Annotated in this window: 23 protein-coding genes; 10 read left to right on the forward strand and 13 right to left on the reverse strand. The window is 63.4% G+C overall.

Annotated features, from left to right (window positions below):
- Positions 1-91: 91 nt before the first annotated feature.
- The 3 genes from YH62_RS18480 to YH62_RS18490 are packed head-to-tail and all read right to left on the reverse strand — an operon-like array spanning position 92 to position 3,254.
- A complete protein-coding gene (locus YH62_RS18480; RefSeq protein ID WP_046795738.1) occupies positions 92-469 on the reverse strand; it encodes a Na+/H+ antiporter subunit C in 378 nt (125 codons plus the stop codon).
- Positions 469-888 (reverse strand): Na+/H+ antiporter subunit B, encoded by a 420-nt coding sequence (locus tag YH62_RS18485; protein ID WP_046795739.1) that lies wholly within the window; start codon positions 886-888, stop codon positions 469-471. The genes YH62_RS18480 and YH62_RS18485 overlap by 1 nt, the downstream gene beginning before the upstream one ends.
- Positions 885-3,254: a putative monovalent cation/H+ antiporter subunit A gene (locus YH62_RS18490; protein WP_046795740.1), complete on the reverse strand. Its 2,370-nt coding sequence runs from the start codon at positions 3,252-3,254 to the stop codon at positions 885-887. The genes YH62_RS18485 and YH62_RS18490 overlap by 4 nt, the downstream gene beginning before the upstream one ends.
- 166 nt (positions 3,255-3,420) lie before the next feature.
- On the opposite strand from YH62_RS18490, the gene msrB reads away from it, so the two are divergent.
- A complete protein-coding gene (gene msrB / locus YH62_RS18495) occupies positions 3,421-3,831 on the forward strand; it encodes a peptide-methionine (R)-S-oxide reductase MsrB (protein ID WP_046795741.1) in 411 nt (136 codons plus the stop codon).
- A gap of 6 nt (positions 3,832-3,837) precedes the next feature.
- Here msrB and YH62_RS18500 read toward each other — a convergent pair whose 3' ends face one another.
- Complete coding sequence (locus tag YH62_RS18500; protein WP_046795742.1) at positions 3,838-4,407, reverse strand: hypothetical protein; 570 nt, start codon at positions 4,405-4,407, stop codon at positions 3,838-3,840.
- A complete protein-coding gene (locus YH62_RS18505; RefSeq protein WP_046795743.1) occupies positions 4,407-4,787 on the reverse strand; it encodes a helix-turn-helix domain-containing protein in 381 nt (126 codons plus the stop codon). The genes YH62_RS18500 and YH62_RS18505 overlap by 1 nt, the downstream gene beginning before the upstream one ends.
- Before the next feature lie 109 nt (positions 4,788-4,896).
- On the opposite strand from YH62_RS18505, the gene YH62_RS18510 reads away from it, so the two are divergent.
- Together YH62_RS18510 and YH62_RS18515 are read left to right on the forward strand one after the other, a co-directional pair.
- On the forward strand, positions 4,897-5,775 hold the full coding sequence (locus YH62_RS18510; protein WP_082118414.1) for an NAD(P)-binding domain-containing protein: 879 nt from the start codon (positions 4,897-4,899) through the stop codon (positions 5,773-5,775).
- Entirely contained in the window at positions 5,772-6,188 is a 417-nt protein-coding gene (locus YH62_RS18515; protein ID WP_245282129.1) for a GFA family protein, read from the forward strand. The genes YH62_RS18510 and YH62_RS18515 overlap by 4 nt, the downstream gene beginning before the upstream one ends.
- Here YH62_RS18515 and YH62_RS18520 read toward each other — a convergent pair.
- Positions 6,185-6,595: a cupin domain-containing protein gene (locus YH62_RS18520; RefSeq protein ID WP_046795744.1), complete on the reverse strand. Its 411-nt coding sequence runs from the start codon at positions 6,593-6,595 to the stop codon at positions 6,185-6,187. The genes YH62_RS18515 and YH62_RS18520 overlap by 4 nt on opposite strands.
- Before the next feature lie 391 nt (positions 6,596-6,986).
- Here YH62_RS18520 and YH62_RS18525 point away from each other — a divergent pair, with 391 nt between their 5' ends.
- Positions 6,987-7,898 carry a DUF1062 domain-containing protein gene (locus YH62_RS18525; RefSeq protein ID WP_348625772.1) on the forward strand — a complete coding sequence of 304 codons (912 nt, stop codon included), beginning with the start codon at positions 6,987-6,989 and terminating at the stop codon, positions 7,896-7,898.
- Here YH62_RS18525 and YH62_RS18530 read toward each other — a convergent pair.
- Positions 7,816-8,691 (reverse strand): LysR substrate-binding domain-containing protein, encoded by an 876-nt coding sequence (locus YH62_RS18530; RefSeq protein WP_046795745.1) that lies wholly within the window; start codon positions 8,689-8,691, stop codon positions 7,816-7,818. The genes YH62_RS18525 and YH62_RS18530 overlap by 83 nt on opposite strands.
- A 108-nt stretch (positions 8,692-8,799) precedes the next feature.
- Here YH62_RS18530 and YH62_RS18535 point away from each other — a divergent pair, with 108 nt between their 5' ends.
- Both YH62_RS18535 and YH62_RS18540 read left to right on the forward strand, forming a co-directional pair.
- Positions 8,800-9,195: a tautomerase family protein gene (locus YH62_RS18535; RefSeq protein ID WP_046795746.1), complete on the forward strand. Its 396-nt coding sequence runs from the start codon at positions 8,800-8,802 to the stop codon at positions 9,193-9,195.
- Between the two features lie 103 nt (positions 9,196-9,298).
- Entirely contained in the window at positions 9,299-9,931 is a 633-nt protein-coding gene (locus YH62_RS18540; RefSeq protein ID WP_046795747.1) for a LysE family translocator, read from the forward strand.
- 1 nt (position 9,932) lies between these two features.
- Here YH62_RS18540 and YH62_RS18545 read toward each other — a convergent pair whose 3' ends face one another.
- The 4 genes from YH62_RS18545 to YH62_RS18560 all read right to left on the reverse strand — a co-directional run bounded on the left by YH62_RS18545 (position 9,933) and on the right by YH62_RS18560 (position 11,825).
- Positions 9,933-10,235: a type II toxin-antitoxin system RelE/ParE family toxin gene (locus tag YH62_RS18545; RefSeq protein WP_046795748.1), complete on the reverse strand. Its 303-nt coding sequence runs from the start codon at positions 10,233-10,235 to the stop codon at positions 9,933-9,935.
- The gene (locus tag YH62_RS18550) at positions 10,232-10,495 is read right to left on the reverse strand and encodes a type II toxin-antitoxin system ParD family antitoxin (protein WP_046795749.1); all 264 of its coding nucleotides are present in this window, start codon (positions 10,493-10,495) and stop codon (positions 10,232-10,234) included. Before YH62_RS18550 ends, YH62_RS18545 begins: the two co-directional genes overlap by 4 nt.
- A 59-nt stretch (positions 10,496-10,554) precedes the next feature.
- Positions 10,555-11,067: a GNAT family N-acetyltransferase gene (locus YH62_RS18555; protein WP_046795750.1), complete on the reverse strand. Its 513-nt coding sequence runs from the start codon at positions 11,065-11,067 to the stop codon at positions 10,555-10,557.
- A gap of 89 nt (positions 11,068-11,156) precedes the next feature.
- Positions 11,157-11,825, reverse strand: coding sequence for a hemolysin III family protein (locus YH62_RS18560; RefSeq protein ID WP_046796048.1), 669 nt, complete (start codon positions 11,823-11,825; stop codon positions 11,157-11,159).
- A 259-nt stretch (positions 11,826-12,084) separates the two neighbouring features.
- On the opposite strand from YH62_RS18560, the gene YH62_RS18565 reads away from it, so the two are divergent.
- Together YH62_RS18565 and YH62_RS18570 are read left to right on the forward strand one after the other, a co-directional pair.
- Entirely contained in the window at positions 12,085-12,948 is an 864-nt protein-coding gene (locus YH62_RS18565) for a VOC family protein (RefSeq protein ID WP_046795751.1), read from the forward strand.
- Positions 12,949-13,020: 72 nt separating this feature from the next.
- Entirely contained in the window at positions 13,021-14,172 is a 1,152-nt protein-coding gene (locus tag YH62_RS18570; RefSeq protein WP_046795752.1) for an AI-2E family transporter, read from the forward strand.
- 16 nt (positions 14,173-14,188) lie between these two features.
- Here the strand turns inward: YH62_RS18570 and YH62_RS18575 are convergent, their stop codons facing one another.
- The gene (locus YH62_RS18575; protein ID WP_046795753.1) at positions 14,189-14,584 is read right to left on the reverse strand and encodes a DUF930 domain-containing protein; all 396 of its coding nucleotides are present in this window, start codon (positions 14,582-14,584) and stop codon (positions 14,189-14,191) included.
- A 243-nt stretch (positions 14,585-14,827) separates the two neighbouring features.
- On the opposite strand from YH62_RS18575, the gene YH62_RS18580 reads away from it, so the two are divergent.
- Both YH62_RS18580 and YH62_RS18585 read left to right on the forward strand, forming a co-directional pair.
- Entirely contained in the window at positions 14,828-16,075 is a 1,248-nt protein-coding gene (locus YH62_RS18580) for an FAD-binding oxidoreductase (RefSeq protein WP_046796049.1), read from the forward strand.
- Between the two features lie 27 nt (positions 16,076-16,102).
- Entirely contained in the window at positions 16,103-17,395 is a 1,293-nt protein-coding gene (locus tag YH62_RS18585; RefSeq protein WP_046795754.1) for an FAD-binding oxidoreductase, read from the forward strand.
- Positions 17,396-17,459: 64 nt separating this feature from the next.
- On the opposite strand, the gene YH62_RS18590 is transcribed toward YH62_RS18585, so the two are convergent.
- A complete protein-coding gene (locus YH62_RS18590) occupies positions 17,460-18,116 on the reverse strand; it encodes a TetR/AcrR family transcriptional regulator (RefSeq protein WP_046795755.1) in 657 nt (218 codons plus the stop codon).
- Between the last annotated feature and the right edge of the window lie 175 nt (positions 18,117-18,291).

An 18,291-nucleotide genomic window follows, 5' to 3' on the forward strand; every position in this document is an offset into this window, starting at 1 on the left:
TCCCGGATCGAAGGCGGTGCGGCATGTTAAGCCCCTCCCCCTTGTGGGGAGGGGTTGGGGAGGGGTCTGAACCACGGAGAAGAACACCATACTAATACCCCAGCGGCGGAAGCGGTTCGTCGCCCGGTTCGGCAAGCCGCATTTCGTCCGTATTGTCGGTGCCGAGTTCCTGATAGGCGCGGTAGGCCAGCACCAGCAGGAAGGCGAAGAAGGAAAACGAGATGACGATCGCGGTGAGGATCAGCGCCTGCGGCAGCGGATTGGCGGCGCCGGCCGGCAAGGCATCCAGGCCCGCACCGATGATCGGCGGCACTTCGCGCGTCAGCCGGCCGGCGGTGAACAGGAGCAGGTTCACCGCATTGCCGAGAATGACGATGCCGAGCAGGATGCGCACGGTGTATTTCGACATCATCAGATAAATGGCGACGGCGAAGAACAAGCCGATGAGCAGGGAAAACAACACTTCCATCAGTCGTGATCCCTTTCTTCCAGCGCAAGCGCGATCGAGGTGATCGCGCCGACGACGACCAGGTAGACGCCGATATCGAAGGACACGACGGTAGCGAGCGGCACCTCCACCCCGAAAAGGGTCGGATAGATCCAGAGCCCGGTCATGAAGGGCACGCCGGCAAAAATCGAGATCACGCCGGAGATGACGGCAATCAGCAGGCCGAAACCGGCGATCGCCATGGGATGGAAGCGGATGGCACGGCGCACGGCCGAAACGCCATAGGCGATGCCGTAGATGGCAAGCGCCGAGGCCGCGATCAGCCCGCCGATGAAGCCGCCGCCCGGCTCATTGTGGCCGCGCAGCAGCACGAAGACCGAGAAGAGCAGCATCAGCGCGGTGATGAAGGGTGCGACGGTGCGCAGGATCAGCGTGTTCATGGCGCCCCCCTGTCCTTGCCGGGGACATTATCCGCCAGCCGGCGCGTGCCCCCCACCCGGATGCGGATGAGCGCCAGAACCGCAAGGCCGGTCACCATCACCACGGCGATTTCGCCCAGCGTATCCGTGCCGCGGAAATCGACGATGATGACGTTCACGACATTCGCGCCGTGGGCGATCACCTTCGAATAGGCGTTGAAGAATTCCGTCAGCGCGTTGTTGAAGGGCGCCTGGGTGGCTTTCAGCAGCAGAAGCGCGAAACCCAGCCCGCAGGCGATGGCGATCGTCGCATCGAACAGCATCTGGCCGCGCGGCCGGTGATCGCGGGGCGAGAGCCTGAGCCTCGTCATGACAAGCGCCAGGATGACGACCGAGAGCGTCTCCACCATGAACTGGGTAAACGAGAGGTCCGGCGCGCCGAAGAGCAGGAAGAGGACCGCGACCGCAAAGCCCTGAATGCCGAGGGAGACGATGGCGGTGAGCCGGTCCGCCGCCTTGAGGACCGCGAAGAGGCCGATCAGCGCGATGGCGAGGAAGGCATATTCCTGGATCAGCGCATCCCGCGGCCAGGCCGGCATATCCGGCAGTTCGCCGAAGAGGAAGAGCGGCAGAAGCAGCGCCAGCGCCACGAGGATGAAGCTTGCTGTGATGTAGACCTCGAGCCTACCCGGCTGGACGAAGCGCGTCACCGAGACGGCAAGCCGCACCAGGCCGGAGACGAAGTGATCAAAGCCGCGATCCGGCCCTGGGCCGAGCGCGGCAAGCAGCCGGACCATGGCGGCGCGGGCGCTGTCGATCCGCAGATAGACGAGGATGCCGAAGAGAACCGTGACGATCGAGAGGAGAAGCGGCAGGCCGATATGCGGCACGGTGGAGATATCGATCGTCACCGGCGCGCCCTTCACCGCGCTCGCCATGGGCGAGGAGACGTAAAGATGCGCCGGGGCCGAGATCAGGCCGGCGAGAAGCCCGAGGACGGCCAGGACCACCGGCCCGAGCCACAGCAGAACCGGCCCCTCATGCGCGTGCTTCGGCGTCTCGACGTGCTTGCCGATAAAGGGCTTCAGCCCCACCGCGAAGGCGACGGCGAACATCAGCGCATTGCCGATAACCGCAACGGTCGTGAACATGATCGAGCGCGGATCGCCATGGGCGAGCGCGTAATAGATCTCCTCCTTGGCGAGGAAGCCGAAGAAGAGCGGCAGGCCGCCCATGGAAAGCGCGGCGAGCAGGCCGGCTGCGAAAGTGACCGGCATGGCCCGGCGAAGCCCGCCGAGACGGGTCACGTCGCGCGTTCCGGCCTCGTGATCCACCGCACCGGCGACCATGAAGAGCGCGCCTTTGAAGAGCGAATGGGCGACCAGATAGAGCACCGCCGCCTCCACCGCGTGATCGGCGCCGAAACCGGTCAGCATCACCAGCAGGCCGAGCGAGGCCATGGTGGTGTAAGCGAGCATGAGTTTCAGATCCGTCTGGCGGAGGGCGAGCAGCGTGCCGGCGATCAGCGTCACGCCGCCGAAGAAGGGCAGCAGGATCTGCCAGGCGGGCGTATCGCCCATGACCGGGTTCAGCCGCATCAGGAGATAGACGCCGGCCTTCACCATGGTGGCCGAATGCAGGTAGGCCGAGACGGGCGTCGGCGCCTCCATGGCGTTCGGCAGCCAGAAATGGAACGGGAACTGCGCCGACTTGGTGAAGGCGCCGCCGAGCACCAGAAGAAGTGCGGCGAGATAGAACGGGCTTTCCCTGAGGCCATCGCCCACATGCACGAGCAACGAGAGCTGAGTGACCCCGGTAATGTTCCAGAGGAAGATCAAGCCGGCGAGCAGCAGCAGCCCTCCCCCGCCCGTCACCACCATGGCCTGAAGTGCTGCGCGGCGGGCTTCCGGGCGCTCGTGATCGAAGCCGATCAGCAGGAAGGAGGTGATCGAGGTCAGCTCCCAATAGACGAAGAGCATCAGGAAGCTGTCGGAAATGACGAGCCCCAGCATCGCGCCCATGAAGAGCAGAATGAAGGAGAAGAAGCGCCCCTGCTGCGGATGGCCCTTCATGTAGCCGCCGGAGTAAAGCACGATCAGCGTGCCGATGCCGGTGATCAGAAGCGCGAAGGTGAGCGACAGGCCATCGAGGAACCAGGAAAACGAGATATTGAAGCTCGGCACCCAGGCATAGCCGCCGGTGACCACCTCGCCCGCCGCCACCTCGCCGAGAAAGCTCGCGAAATGCAGGAAGGCGAAGGCCGGCGCCAGCGCCAGCAGCCAGGCGGCCTTGTGGCCGAAAGCGCGTGTGAGGACCGGAGCCAGGAAGGCTGCGATGAAAGGCAGGAAGAGACACAACAATGTCAGTGCCGGCGCGCTGGCAGCCATATCCTCTCCCGATCTTCACTGCAGAATCCGCCCCGTCCGGACGGCACTATCCTCATTAGGCGAATGAATCCGGTGCCTCAAGAATTTTCGGGCGCGATGCACAGAAAGCCGGCTTTTCGTCGCACCCGGCAGACCCTATCTATGGGAAAACGAGAGGAAGATTTCCATGTCCGACGTCACCACGCCGAAAGTCCACAAGAGCGACATCGAATGGCGCGAGCAGCTCACGCCGGAGCAATATCGCATCCTGCGCCAGGCCGGCACGGAACGCGCCTTCACCGGGCCTTACTGGGACAGTAAGGAAAAGGGGCTCTACCGCTGCGCCGGCTGCAACGAGCCGCTGTTCATATCCGACACCAAGTTCGATTCCGGCTGCGGCTGGCCGAGCTATTTCGAGCCGGTCAAGGAAGGCGCGGTGACCGAGCATCGCGACAGTTCCCACGGCATGGTGCGCACGGAAATCCGCTGCGCCAATTGCGGCGGGCATCTCGGCCACGTCTTCCCCGACGGCCCGCCGCCGACGGGCCTGCGCTACTGCATCAACGGCCATGCCATGGTGTTCGAGCCAGGGAAATAGCCTTCCTCAAGCGCCCTCCAGCACTTTCCATCCTCTTGGCGAGAGCCGGTAGCCGGTCTCGAGACTTTCTGTAAGGCCGAGTTCCTTCAGGCGGCGTACCTCAGTCTTGAACGCCGCCTTTTCCATACCGAGGAGATCGGCAAGCTCCTGCGCCCGGCGGCCCGGATTTTCGCCGATGAGGCGCAGCGTATTCCGCGTCCAGCCAGGTCTTTCGAGGCGCTCATCGATGCGCCGGAGTTTGCCGTGGAGAGTGGCGAGCTGGGCTTCATCGAACTCCGTCTCTTCCCTCAGCGCCGCGCGGCCGTCCGCGCCTGCGTAGGAAAGCGAAATGCGGTAGATCTCCCCCTCGCCCGCAAGCTCCTTCCTCAGCGCATCGAGCGATGCATGGCCGGCGGCGCGGGCATCGTCCGCAGTCAGGCTTTCCGGGGCGACAATCGAAACATCATGGATGGCAAGCTCACCGACGGCGGTGCGCAGCCGGCCGCCGCTTCTGACCGTCGGACGCTTCCAGCGGCGGAAGGCGAGCGTCACCTCGCCCGCCACGATCTTCTCCAGGACCGGTTTGCGGATCAGCATCAGGCTCTCAGTGCCACAGGGGACGCCATCGGCGGGCGGGCCTCCTCTTCGGCCTTTTCCGCCATGCGGATCTCGAAGGCCTTGCCCCAGTCCGCCATCACCGTCACCGCCTCGTTGAGGCTGCGGCCGAAATCGGTCACGGAATATTCCACCCGCTGGACCTTGCCCGGAAACACCTCGCGGCGAATGAGATCGTCCGCCTCCATCTCGCGGAGCTGCTGGGCAAGCACCTTCTCGCTGACGCCCGAAAGGATGCGCCTCAGTTCCCCGAAGCGGCGCGGCGCAAGGTTGATCTCCCAGAGGATATCGGTCTTCCACTTTCCGCCGATCACGTTGAGGGCGGTGGCGAAGCCGCAATCGTCATCTGGCAGGCGTTTCATGGTCTCTTCTCCTTACCTCAACGTAACCGCTTACCCGAAGGTGGGTAATTTACCACGGCGGTTTCCCGGTCCTATCAGGGTGGCATCGCAAATATTGGAGTTATGATCGATGACCACAATAGGTTTTCTCGGCGCAGGCCGCATGGGCGCGGCACTCGTCAAGACGCTGCTCGAAGCCGATCACGGCGTGCATGTCTGGAACAGGACGGCTGAAAAGGCGCAAGCGCTGGCGGGTTTCGGCGCAATCCCCGAGCCGACGCCGGAGCGCGCGGCAGAAGCTGCGGAGATCGTCATCGTCAATCTTCTCGATTACGAGGCTTCCGACGCGCAATTGCGCAAACCGGCCGTCGCCGAGGCGCTTAAGGGCAAGCTCCTGGTGCAGCTCACCTCCGGCTCTCCGAAGACCGCCCGCGAAACCGGCAAGTGGGCGGAGGACCATGGCATTGCCTATCTGGACGGCGCGATCATGGCGACGCCGAACTTCATCGGCGGGGCGGAAACGGTGATCCTCTACAGCGGCTCGAAGGCGCATTTCAACAAGCACGAAGCGCTGTTCAAGGCGCTCGGCGGCAAGTCCGCCTTCGTCGGCGAGGATTTCGGCACGGCCTCGGCGCTCGACAGCGCGCTGCTTTCCCAAATGTGGGGCACGCTCTTCGGTACGCTGCAGGCGCTCGCCATCTGCCGAGCGGAAGACATCGAATTCGACACCTATGCCGGTTTTCTGACAGCGGCGCAGGCGATCATCGACGGGGCCAGCCAAGACCTGATGGAGCGCATCCGCGATGGCCGCGATCTCGGCGACGCCGAAACGCTGGCGACGATCGCCGCCCATAGCTCCGCCTTCCACCACCTGCGCGACCTCGTCGCGGAACGCGGCCTCAACCCCGCCTTCGGGGACGCGCTCGGGGGCCTTCTGGAAACCGCGCTCCGCAACGGCCACCAGGACGACGATTTCGCCGTGTTGGCGCGCTTCATGGGGGCGAAATGACGGGGCCGGACATGCCGGCGGACCACACCGCAAGCTGTTCCTGCGGCAGCTTGCGGCTTTCCTTCCGGGGAGAGCCGCTCCGGGTCTATGCCTGCGCCTGCCTTGAATGCCAGCGGGCGACAGGCTCGGCCTTCGCCTATCGCGCCCGGTTCCGGCGGGACGCCGTGACCGAGGACCAGGGCGAGCGGCGGCGCTTCCGCCGCATCACCGAGAATGGCCACTGGATGGATAACATCTTCTGCCCGACCTGCGGCTCGCTGGTCTATATGGAGGCGGAGGTGATCCCGGAACAGCTCGTCGTTTCCGTCGGCTGCTTCGGCGAGCCCAAGTTCGCAGCGCCAGCCACACTCTTCTGGGCGAAGCGCAAGCACGACTGGTATGGGCTCCACGAAGCGATCCGCCTCGTGGATTAATCCTTCGCGAGCTCGCCGGAATACTGATCGTCCGTCACCGGCTCGAGCCAGTCGACGGGCGAGCCGTCCAGCGCTTCCTGAATGGCGATATGGGTCATGGCCGTGGTCGGAGCGGCACCGTGCCAGTGCTTCTCGCCCGGCGGAAACCATACGACATCGCCCGGACGGATGACCCGGATCGGCCCGCCCCAGGTCTGCGCAAGGCCGAAGCCCGCCGTCACGATCAGCGTCTGGCCGAGCGGATGGGTGTGCCAGTTGGTGCGCGCGCCGGGTTCGAAGGTGACGGCGGCGGCCCGCACGCGGGCGGGGTCCGGCGTTTCGATGACCGGGTCCAGCCGGACGGTGCCGGTGAAATAATCGGCAGGCTGCCGCCTCGACGGTTGCGATCCGCTGCGCTTGATGTCCATGATCCTCACCTCGTCCTGTTCTGTTGTCTTTCCATATAGGTCACAGTCGCCAAGGGCGAGAGCCGGACTTGCTTTTCCGCTCCGGTCGGTTATCCATTGCAGCCGAAGAGCGTCGGCTTTTGAGGTTCGCTTTGCCTAAGTAATCCCCGGTCTCGACAGGTTCACCCGCCATGCGGCTCGCGCTGACGTGCGAACGCATGGGCTGACTGTTCATCGGGGTGGCGGCTTGAGACCGGTTTGGCATTGCTCGTGCCAGTGCGGCCTCCGCTGCCCTGAAACCATCCGACGCTTCATCTCTTCGACAGTCCGGACATTCGCCACGCCGCGCCCGATCAGGGCTTCTCCAGTGCCATTTCCCGCATGAACTTCCCGACCGGAAGATCAAGACGGCATGTGCGACATCCTTCACGTCGAATGGACTGTAACTTCGAAAATCCCACCCCGCCCCATCCTCCCCTGCTCCGGCTGCGGCGCTCAAAAGCCCTTCCGCTCCAGCGGCAAGACGCGGCTCAACGCAAACGGCCGCAGGCTGGACGCCTGGCTGATCTACAGGTGCATCGATTGCGAGAAGACCTGGAACCGGCCGATCCTCGAACGGCAAAACGTGCGGCAGATCGAACCCGCTGTGCTGGAGGCCCTGCAGGCCAGTGCACCTGCCTTCGTGGCAAGCCTGGAATTCGATGCGGAGGCGCTGAGGGCCAGGGCCAGCCGCATCGAGGAAAGCACCGAGTTCGAGGTCCGCAAGGGGGCGATATCCGGGACCGAGCGCTGGCGCAGGATTGGCATCACGCTTGCCCTGCCCTTCCCGATCGGCCTCAGGCTCGACCGGCTGCTGGCTGGAGAACTCGGGCTTTCCCGCAGCCGGCTGGAGAGGCTCTTCGAGACCGGCGAGATCAAGGTCGAGCCCGAGCGCAAGGATACGCTGAAGCGCGACATTCGCAACGGAACGATTGTGACGCTCGATCTTCGCGAAGAGGCCGAACGGCTGGCGATCGGCACGAGGGCGATTGGCGGGGGAGGCTTTCTCGTTGATCCACGGGCATGCCCCTCATCCGGCTGCCGCCCCCTTCTCCCCGCTCGCGGGGAGAAGGGATATGCCGCGCCGTCTTCTTCATTCCGCAAGCACCACATGAGGCAAGTCCCCTCTCCCCGTCAAAACGGGGAGAGGGCTGGGGTGAGGGGCAGATCGCGGCGGCGATGCGCGGTGAAGGAGCTGAAAATCAGCGGCCGGCGATCGCCTCCAGCACCAGGTTCCGCAGTTCCGCGACATGCGGCTCGGCCTTCGCCTTGGCCGCATGGATGACGAGATCGACCTCGCCGAGCGGCGGGAGGCCGGCTTCCTTCGGATCGAGCGTGACGAGGTGCGGCGGCTTGCCCTCCAGAGTGCGCGGCGTGACGCCGAGACCCGCCGTCACCGCCGCCCACAGCCCGGCAAGGCTGGGGCTTGCGAAAACCTGACGCCAGGCGACGCCTTCATCCTCCAGCGCCTCGACCGCCACGCGGCGGAAGGCGCAGGGTGCATCGAAGGCGATCATCGGCAGCGGTTCGGCGGCATCACGTCGGAAATCCCCCGACCCGCCGATCCAGAAGACAGGACGCCTTGCAACCACCTGCGAATGGGCGCTTTCGAGATCGCCCCAGGTCAGCGCGAAATCCAGCTCGCCACGCTGCACCGCCTCCACCAGTTCCGACCCGCGATCGACGCGCGCCTCGACCCGCACCTTCGGATGCGCCCGGGAGTAGCGTCCGAGCAAGTCCGGAAGCCAGGTTTCGGCAAAATCCTGCGGCAGGCCGACGCGTGCCCAGCCTTCCAGCGCGTTGAGGCCCCGCAACGCCATGCGCGCCTCGTCGTTGAGATCGAGAATGCGGCGGGCATAGCCCAGCATAAGCTCGCCCGCTTCGGTGAGCATCAGCCCCCTGCCCTGCTTCGCTACCAGGGTCTGGCCGACCTGATCCTCCAGCTTGCGAAGCTGCAGGCTGATGGCCGAGGGCGAGCGACCGAGCCGGTCGGCGGCTCGCGCGAAACTGCCGAGCTCGAAGCCGGTGACGAAGCTTCTGAGCACATCCATGTCGATGTTGACGGGCATCGCAACCATTCAGCTTTCCAAAATCATTTGTTTTAAACTACGCGATTTTCAAAACCATCATGCCGGCGCATGCTGATCCCGTCAAGAAAGATCAACACCCGCAAAGGAGTTCGAAAAATGCCTTTCGTTCACATCACGATCGCCGGCCGGAAGATCGGCGAGAACGACATCCGCCACCTGCAGGAGGAGGCCACGAAGCTGATGGTGACGCTGATGCGCAAGCGCGCGGAGGCAACCGCCGTGCTTGTCGAACAGGCCGAACTTTTCGGCTGGGCGGTCGGCGGCAAGCCGCTCTCGGTCGCCGGCCATATCGAGGTCAAGATCACCGAGGGGACCAACACGGCGGAGGAGAGGCAGCGCTTCGTCGAGGCGGGCCATGCGCTTCTGAAATCCGTGCTCGGGCCGGAACTCTCCGTCGCAACCTATGTCGTGGTGCACGTGATCGCGCCCGGCGACTACGGCTATGACGGACTGACGCAGGAGCAGCGAAAACTTGCCGCGGCGGCGGCGTGAATACGATCGAAGCCGGCCGGCATCATGCCCGGCCGGCTTCCAATGAGGCTTGCGAACAACCGAAAGCTGCGGCAATGATGCGGGAATATCCTGGAGCCCGCCCATGCCATCGATCGAACTGCTTCTCGCCTTTCTGGCCACCACGGCGGTCTTCGCCTACATTCCCGGCCCGGCCATGCTCTACGCCGCCGCGCAGACGCTCGCGCGCGGCCGCTGGGCCGGCCTCATGGCGACGCTCGGCATTCATGTCGGCGGCTATGCTCATGTGCTTGCGGCCGCGGCAGGGCTTTCCGTGCTCTTCCACGCCGTGCCGGTCCTCTATCTGGCGGTGAAGCTTGCGGGAGCGGCCTATCTCGTCTGGCTCGGCATCACCCTTTTCCGCACCAAGGCGACAGGCGGCGGCGAACTTCCCGAGATCACGCGGAAATCCGGCCGCCGCGCCTTTTTCGAAAGCGTCACCGTCGAAGTGCTCAATCCGAAGACGGCGATCTTCTTCCTGGCCTTCCTGCCGCAATTCGTGGATGCCTCGGCCACTTTCCCGATCTGGCTCCAGTTCGTCATCCTCGGCACGATCGTCAACCTGATGTTCTCGTCGGCCGATATCGTTTGCGTGTTGCTGGCAGGCGCCGTCATCGGCAAGCTGCGGAACTCGGGCCGTGCCCAGCGGCTGATGCAGAGGGCCGGCGGGGCGCTCCTCGTCGGGCTCGGCACGCACCTGGCCCTGCAGAGAAGCTGACTTATTCGTCGCTCGGAAAAAGGATTGTCTCGTAATCCTGGGCACCGTGGATAACGTGCAGGATGTCGATCTGGGTTTCGCTGACACGATAAAAGATAAGATACTCACCGTGCCGCAGGCGACGAATTCCCGTATGCTCGTATCTCCGAAGAAGGGGAAACCGATAGGGAAAATCCGTTAGCCGTTCGCACCGCTGCACAAGCTCACGGACGAAAGTCATCGCCCGGCCAGGGTTATCCGGAGCAATGAACTGCCAAATGCGATCAAGGTCAGCGTGGGATTTTGCGGTATAGACAACGATCACGTGTCGCCGTCTTTCATCATCTTTTCGTATTTGGCCTGAAAGTATGCGAGCACTTCGCTCGCCGGCTTCACTCGCCCCGCATCTGCATCGGCAAGCCCTTCCGCCAGCGCCGCATCGAGAGCCGCAAGCCGCTTCTCCCGTTCTTCCACCAGCCGCACCCCTTCCCGCAAGACCTCGCTACGCGAGTTATAGCGGCCGGTTTTCACCAGCTCGTCGACGTAGTCTTCCAGTCTTTTCCCGAGATTCGCGCTGCTGGCCATGTCGTCACCTCTACCGGAAATCTAGCACAGGCTGATAATAGTTAGCAACGTATTCTCATTCAGTCCCTCGGCTCGACCCTCAACTCCAGGCAGGCGAGGTCCAGCCAGCGGCCGAACTTGGTACCGACTTCGGAGAAGCGGCCGACCATGCGGAAGCCGAGGCTTTCATGCAGGCGGATAGAGGCGGGGTTTTCCGCCCCGACCCCCGCGATCATCACATGGACCTTCGCGTCCGCGGCACGCTCGATCAGCGCCCGCATCAGCGAGCGGCCGATGCCGAGACCCCTCGCCGCCTTATGAACATAGACGGAATGCTCGACGGTGTGGCGGTAGCCGTCGAAGGCCCGCCAGTCGCCATAGGAGGCGTAGCCCACCACCTTGCCATCCGAAATCGCGGCCAGCACCGGAAACCCGCGCGATTTTCGCGCCGCCAGCCATTCCTGCCGGTTTTTCAGGTCCACCAGCGTCTCGCTCCAGATCGCCGTGGTATTGGCCACCGCGTCATTGTAGATTTCCAGAATGCCCGGAAGGTCGGCCTCGGTGGCATCGCGTATTTCGATCGCAGGCTTCATAAGCTTGTCCACTATGATATATATTATGTTCTCTCATAGTGGAATGCGTCAGCACTTGTCCAGCGATATCGGCAAAGGCCCGCTGCTTCTCAGAAGCTCGACTGCGAGAGGCTGAAACAGGTCATCACCGCGCTGTAGTGGACGGCGGCGGCGGCCACCACGAAGCCGTGCCAGATGGCGTTCTGGAAGCGCAGCCGCTCCCATACGTGGAAGATGACGCCCAGCGAATAGATGAGCCCGCCGACGATGATGAGCCACAGCGTGATTGCCGGCAGATATTGCGACAGCGGCCCCGCGACGATCACGCCGCTCCAGCCCATGGCGAGATAGAGCAGGATCGCCAGCCTGTCATAGCGGCCCGGAAAGACGCATTTGAGCATAATGCCGCTGATAGCAACCAGCCAGATCATGACGAGCATGAAGAGGATCAGCGGCTCATGGGCTCCGCGCTGCAGGAAGGGCGTATAGGTGGCGGCGATCAGGATGAAGATCGCCGAATGATCCAGCCTTCTCAGCAGCCATTTCGTGCGGGAATGCGGCCATATGTTGTAGGTGAAGGAGATGGAGAGGCAGAGCACCAGGCCGAGCCCGTAAATCCACGCCGCGGCGATCTCGCCATGGCTCGACCAGACGGTCGCATAGAAAATGAGGGCCGTGGCGCCGACCAGCGCAAATACGATGCCGATGCCGTGGACGATGCCATCGGCCACCAGCTCATGGAAATCGTAATTGCGCCCGAAATTGAAAAGCTCGCTCATGACCATCCCGTCCAGACTATCGCCCAACCGGCATTTATAGAATGTCGCGGGCGGGCGGCGGCGGCAAGACCGCGCCCCATCACACTCGGTTGCAGCGGTTTGCGTTTCTCGATCACGGCGCGACTTGCGTCAACAATTGCGAAACAAATAATCGCCGATCGTTGCACTATCGTGAACATCCGATCTTGCCGATATTGAGGCTCGAGTTTGACGATCGTTGGCGGCCTTCCGCATCCCGCCGTCCAGAAGGTGTTTACCCATGACCATGCCCGCCACCCCGTTCGCATTGACGCGCCCGGCCCATATCGGCCAGGTGCATCTCGTCGTTACCGACCTGCCGCGCGTTTCCGATTTCTACCAGAGGATCATCGGTCTCAAGTCGATCGAGAAGAGCCCGAGCGGCGAGATCCTCGGCGCCGGCGGCCGCCCGCTCCTGACGCTGACGATGGAGAAGGACGCCGCCCGCGCGCCGCGCAATGCCGCAGGCCTCTTCCACACCGCCTTCCTGGTGCCGAGCCGTCAGGAACTCGCCCGCTGGGTGGCACATGCCGCCGGTAATGACATGCCGCTCGACGGCGCTTCGGACCATCTGGTCAGCGAGGCGCTCTATCTCTCCGACCCGGAGGGCAACGGCATAGAGATCTATCGCGACCGTGCACCGGAGGAATGGACTTACCAAGAGGACGGCACGGTGGAGATGGCGACGCGCCGCCTAAATCTGCAGGAGCTTTACGAAAGCGCCCCGAAGGACGGTTGGGACGGCATGGCGGATGGCACCGCGATCGGCCACATCCATCTGCAGGTCGGCGATATCCCACAGGCGGACGCCTTCTATCGCGACGTGCTGGGTCTGAAGATCATGGCGCGCTATCCCGGCGCGAGCTTCTTCGCGACCGGCGGCTATCATCACCATATCGCCGCCAATATCTGGAACAGCCGCGGCGCCGGTGCCCGGCAGGCCAACATGACCGGGCTTTCCGGCTACACGATCCGCTTCAACGAGAAAGCCGCGCTCGACAAGGCGCTGGCCGCGCTTGAAGCGCAGGAGATCGCCACGTCCAAGACCAGCGAGGGCTGGTCTCTCAAGGATCCGTGGGGCATAGGACTGACGCTTTCGGCTTGAGCCGGCGACAGGCTTCCGGAACCAGATTCGGGCTTTCGCGTTGAGGGCTCGCAGCGGGAGTCCGGAAACGACATGACTACCAACAGCCGACAGGGCGCGACGCCGAAGAAACCCGTTCCGGAACTCGGAGGGCATGACGCGGCCCTTCATACCGACGAGGTCGAGCCCCCCGAGCGGCTGCCGCTCGGCCGCGAGGCGCTGGAGGTGGCGACGTCCTGGGCGGTGATCGGCATCTTCATGATCCTCGGCTTCGGGATCGTCCATTACATGTCGCTGATCCTGATCCCGCTGACGCTCGCGGTCGTCGTCGGGCTCATCCTCGGGCTTGCCGCGGACCGGCTGGGGCGCGCCGGCATGCCGCGCTTTGCGACCGCCGTCCTGTTGTCCTCGCTGGTGGCGGCGGTGTTCTTCTTCATCGTCAACTCGCTCGCGCAGCCCGTCGCGACGCTGGTGCGCGAGGGGCCGAGCGCCATCGAGCGCACCATCAACCGCATCCTGCCCTATCTGGAACGCCAGCAATGGCTGAACATCTCGCCCGCGAGTTTCGATACCGGGCCGATGTCGGTGCAGTCGCTCATCGAAAATTCCAGCAACATACTCGGAGTGCTCACCGCCAGCCTGACGCCCGCCATCATCCAGGCGCTGATCTTCTTCGGCGCCCTCTTGCTCTTCCTTTACGGGCGGCTGAAGCTCCGGCGCACCATCATTCTCGCCTTCCCGACCCGCCGGCAGCGGCTGGTGGCGATCCGCGTCCTGAACTCGATCGATCATGTGCTCGGCTATTATTTCGCGACCGCCACGCTCATTTACCTGGCGCTCGGGGTAAGCATGGCGCTGATCGCCTATTTCGGCGGGCTCGCGATGCCGGTGCTCTGGGCAATGTTCGCCTTCCTCTCCAGCTTCATTCCCTTTCTCGGCATCACGCTGATGACCATTTCGGTCGCGGTCGCCGGCATTCTCACCCATGAGGCGCTGATCCTCGGGCTCATTCCGGCGGCCGTCTTCTTCTCTCTCCACCTGGTCATGGAAAACCTGATCTTCCCCGCGGTCATGGGGCGTCAGTGGGAGATCAATCCCTTCCTCGTCTTCGTCGCCATCCTGTTCTGGACATGGATGTGGGGGGCGGTGGGGGCCATGCTGGCGCTGCCGCTATCGCTCATCATGATGACGGTGCTGAACGAGCTTTTCCCGGAACGGAAGACGGTGCCGCATCTGCCGGGCTGATACGCCCACGCCGCATTCACTCATAGAGATAATGCTGGCCCCATTCCTCCCGCGGGATGCGGTTGCCGATCTTGTAGTCGAAGGACAGCACCTTGAGGCCCTGGTCGCCTGTCCTGCATTCGTATTCCAGCCGATACCAATCGCCGCCGCTGCGGAAGACGGCGCCGGGCGCCTCGATGGCATCACCCTCGCGAACCGGATCGCCGAACGTATAGGCGATCACCTTGTCCGGACGGAAACTCTTGGTGTCTTCCTTGATCCGCTGCATCGCTTCCATATCGCAACGCTGCTCGCGCCGCTCTTCGGGAGCAAGCGCATTGAGCTGTTTGACGATGCCCGGATCGAGCGCGAGCGCGTGTGCCGGCAGGGCAGCAAGAAAGGCGAAGGCCGCCAGGGACAATTGGGTCTTCATATTGCTCCATCCAAGGTGAATCGGACGGCGGGAAACTATGTAAGGGGTTCCCGCATTGCCACCTACCATGACGGGAAACGAGAAGATGTGATCGCTGCGGCATCAGGATCAACAGCAGCGAGCCTGCCGCGTCCCTCGGGAGAGCCGGTGGATTTACGGGCGCGCGGCGATTTTTCATTTGCACCGCAGCACCCGGATGGGCATGTTCGGATCAACTCGAAAAAGACTGGGGTAATGCATATCATGAGTGCGGATGCGATCGTTCTGGGAGCCGGCATCATCGGCGTTTCCACAGCGCTGCAATTGGCAAGGCGGGGCAAATCGGTCGTTCTCGTCGACCGGCGCGAACCGGGCCTGGAGACCTCCTACGGCAATGCCGGCCTCATCCAGCGCGAGGGCGTCGTGCCCTACGGCTTTCCCCAGCAGTTCGGGATGATCCTGCGTTATGCGCTGAACAACCGCATCGACGCGCATTACCATTGGCGGGCGATCCCCAGGGTCACGTCCTTCCTTGCCAAATACTGGTGGCATTCCAATCTTTCCCGGCACCAGATGATCGCGCGCGCCTATGCGCCGCTGATCGAGCATTCGATCTCCACCCATAACGAGCTGATCGAGGCGGCCGGGGCGGAGGATCTGATCCAGAAGGACGGCTGGACGGAGGTGTTCCGCACTTCCGCCAAGCATGACGGCGAAATGAAGGAGGCCGAACGGCTGGCCGGCGAATACGGCGTCAAGTACCAGGACCTGACGCCCGCCGATATCGCCGCCCAGGAGCCGCACCTTTCCCGCGATTTCGTCGGCGGTCTCAAATGGCTCGATCCCTGGTCGGTGAAGGACCCGCTGGCGCTGACGCGCGCCTATGTGGCGCTCTTCGAAAAGCTCGGCGGGCGCATCCTGAAAGGCGACGCCAAGAGCCTTTCCCAGACCTCGACCGGCTGGCGGATCGTGGCCGGCGACGGCACGGTGGAGGCAAAGGACGTGGTCGTGGCGCTCGGTCCCTGGTCCGACACGGTGACCAAGCCGCTCGGCTACGACTTCCTCGTCGGCGTCAAGCGCGGCTATCACATGCACTATGCCACTCAGGGGAACGCGAAGCTCAACGGCTGGACCATGGATGCCGAGCGCGGCTATTTCCTCGCGCCGATGAACCAGGGCATCCGGCTCACCACCGGTGCCGAGTTCGCGATGCGCGATGCGCCGAAGACGCCGGTGCAGCTCGAGCGCGCCGAAAAGGTCGCCCAATCGATCTTCCCGCTCGCCGAGCGGCTGGACCAGGAGCCCTGGATGGGCGCCCGCCCCTGCACGCCGGACATGATGCCGGTGATCGGCAAGGCGCCGCGCCACAAGGGCCTGTGGTTCGCCTTCGGCCATGCGCATCACGGCCTGACCCTCGGCCCTATTACCGGCCAGGTCATCGCCGAGGCGATCACGGGCGAGAAGACGCTGATCGACATTTCCGCCTACCGGCCGGAAAGGTTCGGCATCTAACCGGCGGATACGGCTGGAACTTTACGGATGATGACCAGCGACAATCCCGGCCATACGAACTCCTGGTACGCGGCTTCCGCGAACGACAAGCGCATCCGCCCTGCCCTTAAAGGCGAGACACAAGCCGATGTCTGCGTCATAGGCGCAGGCTTCACCGGCATTTCTGCGGCGCTCGAACTTTCCGAACGCGGCTATTCCGTCGTGGTGCTGGAGGCGACAAGGATCGGCTTCGGCGCATCCGGCCGCAATGGCGGGCAGATCGTCAACGGCTACAGCCGCGATCTTGCGACGATCGCCGGGCGCTATGGCCGCGACAAGGCGGTGAAGCTCGGCGCGATGTCGCTCGAAGGCGGGGAGATCATCCGCAGCCGCGTCGCGAAATACGGCATCGATTGCGACCTCGTGGCAGGCGGCTTCTTCGCCGCCTTCACGGAGAAGCAGATCCGCGAGATGGAGGCCCACAAGGCCGATTGGGAAAGGCACGGCCATACCGGGCTCGAAATGATCCCGAAGGCGGATGTCGGCCAATACGTGAAGACCGAGCGCTATGCCGGCGGCATGATCGACAGGTTGGGCGGCCATATCCATCCGCTCAACCTCGTGCTTGGCGAAGCAACCGCCGCGGAAAGCCTCGGCTGCCGCATATTCGAGGGATCGCGCGTGACTGGCCTCGATATGGGCGACAAGCCCGTCGTGCGGACCGCGAAGGGCTCGGTAAAGGCCTCCTACGTGCTTGTCTGCGGCAATGCCTATCTCGCGCCGCTGCTGCCGGAAATCCATGGCCGCATGATGCCGGTCTCAAGCCAAGTGATGACCACCGAGCCTCTGGCCCCCGACCTGATCGAAAGTCTGCTGCCGGCGAACTATTGCGTCGAGGACGCCAACTACATTCTCGACTACTATCGCCGCACCTCCGACAACCGCCTGCTCTATGGCGGCGGCATCGGCTATGGCGGGAACGATCCGAGAGACCTGACCGGCGTCATCCGCCCCAACATGCTGAAGACCTTTCCGCAGTTGAAGGACGTGAAGATCGACTATGCCTGGAGCGGCAATTTCGCGCTGACGCTCACCCGCATCCCACACATGGGCAGGCTTTCCGACAAGATCTATTTCTCGCATGGCGATAGCGGCCACGGAGTGACGACCACGCATCTGCTCGGGAAAATCCTCGGCGAGGCGGTGGCGGGACACGCGGAGCGCTTCGACATCTGGGCCTCGCTGCCGAACCTGCCCTTCCCCGGCGGGCGGACTTTCCGCGTGCCGCTCACCATGTTGGGCGCCTGGTGGTACGGATTGCGGGACCGGCTGGGCCTTTGACCAGTCAAAATGACATATGCAATTCCGGACGGAAAACCGGTGTCCACTTTTCCTGGAATTGCTTTTATCCGAAGTCCGGAAAGCTGCCCTCGATGAACTGGCTGAGCTGAACCTTCGCACAGTTCTTGAAATCCGCGATGACGAGCGCCGCCTCCCCCTCGCCCACCAGAAGCGCAAGCCGCACGGCGCCGACCGCAAGATGGAACATCAGGAAGACGGACCGGCCATACTGCTCGTGCAACGGCTCCGGCACGAAATTCCGGGTGGCTTCGATGAATATCCGGGAATGGATGCGCGAATGGGCGATATCCATGTCGGAAAGCGTCTTGTCCGCCTGGATGGCGTTGATGAGGTCCTGCAAGGGGGGATTGCCGCGGACCGCCTGGAAATAGTTCTCGAAGAGGTCTTCCACGGCGCGGAAGGCATCCTCGCGATTTTCGACGCCGCTGGTACATTCCATGACAAGACCGAGGACCTCCTCGGCATAGCGCTCGTAAAGCATCGCCACGATCGCGGACTTGTTCGGGAAGTATTGATAGACGGATGCGATCGGACCGCCCGAGAGAGCGGCGATCTCCTTCATCGTCACCGCATCGATGCCCTTCCTGCCGATCAGGTCCATGGACACCTTCAGGATTTCGTCGATACGCTCGCGGCTTCTCTCCTGTTTGGGCACCCTGCGAAGCTTGCTGCGCGCAGGGCCTTGCGTCGAGTCTGACATCCGGAAAGCGTCTCCTGAACATTCACAGTTTCGATGACTGCGGGCACTCGGAGTTTCCCCCGAGGCGCGCGCAGAGCCATGGAGCGTTTCAGAGGCTAAACGGAAACGTCCTATACACTAGAAATGTATCTTTTTTCGAAACGGCAAGATGTTCGAAGAGCTTGTTCGCAATATT

This window comes from Rhizobium sp. LC145 (assembly GCF_001005825.1).
GTDB lineage: Bacteria > Pseudomonadota > Alphaproteobacteria > Rhizobiales > Rhizobiaceae > Neorhizobium.

Excerpts from the sequence above, each read along its gene's own strand:
- YH62_RS18480 (WP_046795738.1), bottom strand. The coding sequence starts at position 469 with ATGGAAGTGTTGTTTTCCCTGCTCATCGGCTTGTTCTTCGCCGTCGCC.
- YH62_RS18485 (WP_046795739.1), bottom strand. The coding sequence starts at position 888 with ATGAACACGCTGATCCTGCGCACCGTCGCACCCTTCATCACCGCGCTG.
- YH62_RS18490 (WP_046795740.1), bottom strand. The coding sequence starts at position 3,254 with ATGGCTGCCAGCGCGCCGGCACTGACATTGTTGTGTCTCTTCCTGCCT.
- msrB (WP_046795741.1), top strand. The coding sequence starts at position 3,421 with ATGTCCGACGTCACCACGCCGAAAGTCCACAAGAGCGACATCGAATGG.
- YH62_RS18500 (WP_046795742.1), bottom strand. The coding sequence starts at position 4,407 with ATGCTGATCCGCAAACCGGTCCTGGAGAAGATCGTGGCGGGCGAGGTG.
- YH62_RS18505 (WP_046795743.1), bottom strand. The coding sequence starts at position 4,787 with ATGAAACGCCTGCCAGATGACGATTGCGGCTTCGCCACCGCCCTCAAC.
- YH62_RS18510 (WP_082118414.1), top strand. The coding sequence starts at position 4,897 with ATGACCACAATAGGTTTTCTCGGCGCAGGCCGCATGGGCGCGGCACTC.
- YH62_RS18515 (WP_245282129.1), top strand. The coding sequence starts at position 5,772 with ATGACGGGGCCGGACATGCCGGCGGACCACACCGCAAGCTGTTCCTGC.
- YH62_RS18520 (WP_046795744.1), bottom strand. The coding sequence starts at position 6,595 with ATGGACATCAAGCGCAGCGGATCGCAACCGTCGAGGCGGCAGCCTGCC.
- YH62_RS18525 (WP_348625772.1), top strand. The coding sequence starts at position 6,987 with ATGTGCGACATCCTTCACGTCGAATGGACTGTAACTTCGAAAATCCCA.
- YH62_RS18530 (WP_046795745.1), bottom strand. The coding sequence starts at position 8,691 with ATGGTTGCGATGCCCGTCAACATCGACATGGATGTGCTCAGAAGCTTC.
- YH62_RS18535 (WP_046795746.1), top strand. The coding sequence starts at position 8,800 with ATGCCTTTCGTTCACATCACGATCGCCGGCCGGAAGATCGGCGAGAAC.
- YH62_RS18540 (WP_046795747.1), top strand. The coding sequence starts at position 9,299 with ATGCCATCGATCGAACTGCTTCTCGCCTTTCTGGCCACCACGGCGGTC.
- YH62_RS18550 (WP_046795749.1), bottom strand. The coding sequence starts at position 10,495 with ATGGCCAGCAGCGCGAATCTCGGGAAAAGACTGGAAGACTACGTCGAC.
- YH62_RS18555 (WP_046795750.1), bottom strand. The coding sequence starts at position 11,067 with ATGAAGCCTGCGATCGAAATACGCGATGCCACCGAGGCCGACCTTCCG.
- YH62_RS18560 (WP_046796048.1), bottom strand. The coding sequence starts at position 11,825 with ATGAGCGAGCTTTTCAATTTCGGGCGCAATTACGATTTCCATGAGCTG.
- YH62_RS18565 (WP_046795751.1), top strand. The coding sequence starts at position 12,085 with ATGACCATGCCCGCCACCCCGTTCGCATTGACGCGCCCGGCCCATATC.
- YH62_RS18570 (WP_046795752.1), top strand. The coding sequence starts at position 13,021 with ATGACTACCAACAGCCGACAGGGCGCGACGCCGAAGAAACCCGTTCCG.
- YH62_RS18575 (WP_046795753.1), bottom strand. The coding sequence starts at position 14,584 with ATGAAGACCCAATTGTCCCTGGCGGCCTTCGCCTTTCTTGCTGCCCTG.
- YH62_RS18580 (WP_046796049.1), top strand. The coding sequence starts at position 14,828 with ATGAGTGCGGATGCGATCGTTCTGGGAGCCGGCATCATCGGCGTTTCC.
- YH62_RS18585 (WP_046795754.1), top strand. The coding sequence starts at position 16,103 with ATGATGACCAGCGACAATCCCGGCCATACGAACTCCTGGTACGCGGCT.
- YH62_RS18590 (WP_046795755.1), bottom strand. The coding sequence starts at position 18,116 with ATGTCAGACTCGACGCAAGGCCCTGCGCGCAGCAAGCTTCGCAGGGTG.